The organism is Arthrobacter sp. H14, from assembly GCF_000520495.1.
Classification (GTDB): Bacteria; Actinomycetota; Actinomycetes; order Actinomycetales; family Micrococcaceae; genus Arthrobacter_C.
Genome location: NZ_AZRX01000511.1, coordinates 1 through 2,453, shown reverse-complemented (window position 1 = coordinate 2,453; position 2,453 = coordinate 1). Strand labels below are relative to the sequence as shown.

General features: G+C 64.9%; 2 protein-coding genes and 2 pseudogenes. 3 read left to right on the top strand and 1 reads right to left on the bottom strand.

Annotated features, from left to right (window positions below; all coding sequences use genetic code 11):
* A pseudogene (locus Y707_RS0102075) lies at positions 1-281 on the bottom strand (hypothetical protein); the annotation flags it as partial.
* Positions 282-888: 607 nt separating this feature from the next.
* Between Y707_RS0102075 and Y707_RS0102070 the strand changes: the two are divergent.
* The 3 genes and pseudogenes from Y707_RS0102070 to Y707_RS22775 all read left to right on the top strand — a co-directional run.
* Complete coding sequence (locus Y707_RS0102070; protein WP_026533859.1) at positions 889-1,245, top strand: VOC family protein; 357 nt, start codon at positions 889-891, stop codon at positions 1,243-1,245.
* A 93-nt stretch (positions 1,246-1,338) separates the two neighbouring features.
* Positions 1,339-2,142 carry an SDR family NAD(P)-dependent oxidoreductase gene (locus Y707_RS0102065; RefSeq protein WP_026533858.1) on the top strand — a complete coding sequence of 268 codons (804 nt, stop codon included), beginning with the start codon at positions 1,339-1,341 and terminating at the stop codon, positions 2,140-2,142.
* A gap of 59 nt (positions 2,143-2,201) precedes the next feature.
* Positions 2,202-2,453, top strand: a pseudogene (locus Y707_RS22775) (MFS transporter); the annotation flags it as partial.

Genomic DNA, 2,453 nt, shown 5'->3' with positions numbered 1-2,453 from the left:
ATGGTCGGGCAGGTGCCCTGGGCAGCGATGTGGATGTGCTGCACGTGCGGGAATGCGCCCTCGCCGAACATCTCGGCCAGGCCGGCAGCCTCAACCGTGACGGTCGCGGTGGAGCCTTCGACGTTGATCCAGGCGCCGCCGCTGGCGCCGGTCTCGTTGATGTCCTGGAACGTGGTCGAATACGTGCCGGCGGCGTGGTCAGCCATTGCGGGGGCACCGGCCATGGCGGTCAGGCCCAGCGCGACGGCGGGGGCCAGCAGAAGTACTTTTTTCTTCAACACAGTTTTCTCCTCATGAGGTTCATGGAGTCCACCTTTGGACCCGCATACAAGTCATTCGGTGTGCCCGCCCTCACGGATTGGTGAACGGAAAAAAATTCTGGATTGGACATGTACCCGGTAAGAAGACGCACGAGTCCGGTTCTATATAAGCAACGGCTTTTGCCCGGTGCCGAGCCAGCAGCCAAGGCGCAACTCTAACGACCCCGGACGGTAAGTAATCTTTTGAGCTGCGGCCGGGGTGGGAAGCTATAGCAGTTGAGCCGCCCGACCTCCCCGCCTACACGTGTTCGACTACCGGCCACATCCATCCACAGACGGCTTCCTTTACCAAGCACGCCTCGAAGCTGGGGAAGTACCGGCCGACGGCAATTACGGTCAACCATATGGAACCCTGCCCCTAAGCGAGCGAGGGCCATGCGAGCCTCATTGGTGGCCCGGGCTGCTTTCAACATGCCAAAACGTTGCTCCTGATACGGTGTGCCAACATTGATCAGTATCCCGAAGCACCCCTGGCGAACGGCTCCGCCTCTGTTGGAATGTCCGTCATCGCCGGCGCGTCTCTAGCGCCGGGTAGCTTCGTATCGGCCGCTTGACATAGGAGTACGTCATGACCAGCGCGTTTCACTTCGTCGTCGTTGACTGTCGCGACCCCGTGGGCCTGGCCAGTTTCTGGTGCGCTGCGTTGGGCTATGCGGTTCACGAGGAGTACGAGGAGGGCATCAGGATCGCTCCGCTCGACGGGGCGCGGCCGTTCCTCGACTTCCTGTCCGTTCCGGAGCCCAAGGAGACCAAGAACCGAATGCATCTGGATCTGCGCCCGACGGACACCGATCAGGCCGGTGAGGTGATGCGTTTGGAGTCCCTTGGTGCCCGCCGCGTGAACGTGGGGCAAGGTCCTGAGGTGGACTGGGTAGTACTGTCAGACCCTGAGGGCAACGAGTTCTGTGTGCTGGCCGGCCTGTAGCACGTAACGAACATCGACGGACACAAGGGCACCGGGCGAACCGCGCGAGTCTGTACACCGATCCGACTGAACATTTTTCTGGAGGTATTTCTCATGGATCTGAACAACCGTAAGATTCTGCTTACCGGCGCCGGCAGCGGCATCGGCCGCGCCCTGGCCCTGGAGCTGGCCCAGTACTCGCCGCATTTGGCGCTGGTGGGCCGGCGCTCCGAGCCTCTGGAAGAAGTGGCTGCCTTGGTCCGCGAGAAGGGCGGCCAGGCCGTGATCATCCCCGCGGACCTGACCGCGGACGGCGCCCCGGCGCAGGTCGTGGCCGAGGCCCAGAACGAGTTGGACGGGATTGACATGCTGATCAACAACGCCGGCAACGTCCGCGCCGGACGGCTGGAGGCGATCGAGGAGTCCGAGGTGCTGGCGCAGATCGCGCTGAACCTGACTGCCCCGATCCTGCTCACCCGGGCCGCGCTTCCGGCGTTGCGGGCCTCGGGCGACGGGCTGGTCGTGAATGTCTCCTCCGGGTTCGGCCTGCTCGGGATGGCGTTCTACACCGTCTACGGTGCGACCAAGGCCGGGATCGCCCATTTCGGCGAGGCTCTGCGCCGGGAGCTCTACGGCGAGGGCGTGCATGTGCTCAACGTCTTCCCTGGCGCCACTGACACCCCGATGATGGAGAGCTCCGAGGCCGAGGCGGAGCATGGCTTCGACTACGAGAGCCCGCAGGACGTGGCCCGGGCCGCGGTCGCCGGCATGGTCGGTGACGAACTGAACGTGGTGCGCGGTGAGTCAATGGGCGAGACGCTGGAGCTGAACCGGCAGGACCCGGCGGCACTGGACCGGACGCTCGCCCAGGGCAAGGACGAGCTGGAGAAGGTCGTGGCCGGGCACTCCAGCCTGTGAAGCCCCGGCCGGTGCCGAATGTCCGCGGCACCTTTCCGGCCCGGGCCCCGGAACGCTCCGTGCCCCGGGCTAAGCTGACAGCTGTCCGGGGCGGGTCCTGGCGCTGGCCGGCGCTGGCGATGTTCACGGTCGGGTACGGGGCGAACCAGTTCGTTCCGTTGCTGGTGGTCTACCGTTCTACGTTGAGCCTGTCCGACGCCCAGGCCACCGCGGTCTTCGGGGTATATGCCTTGGGCCTGATCCCGGGCTTGGTGGCGGGCGGGCGTGCCAGCGACGCGCATGGACGCAGGACGCTCATGATAGTTTTCGCC

What these genes read in the sequence shown, in the direction of transcription:
- Y707_RS0102070 (WP_026533859.1), top strand. Translation starts at nt 889, where the DNA reads ATGACCAGCGCGTTTCACTTCGTCGTCGTTGACTGTCGCGACCCCGTG.
- Y707_RS0102065 (WP_026533858.1), top strand. Translation starts at nt 1,339, where the DNA reads ATGGATCTGAACAACCGTAAGATTCTGCTTACCGGCGCCGGCAGCGGC.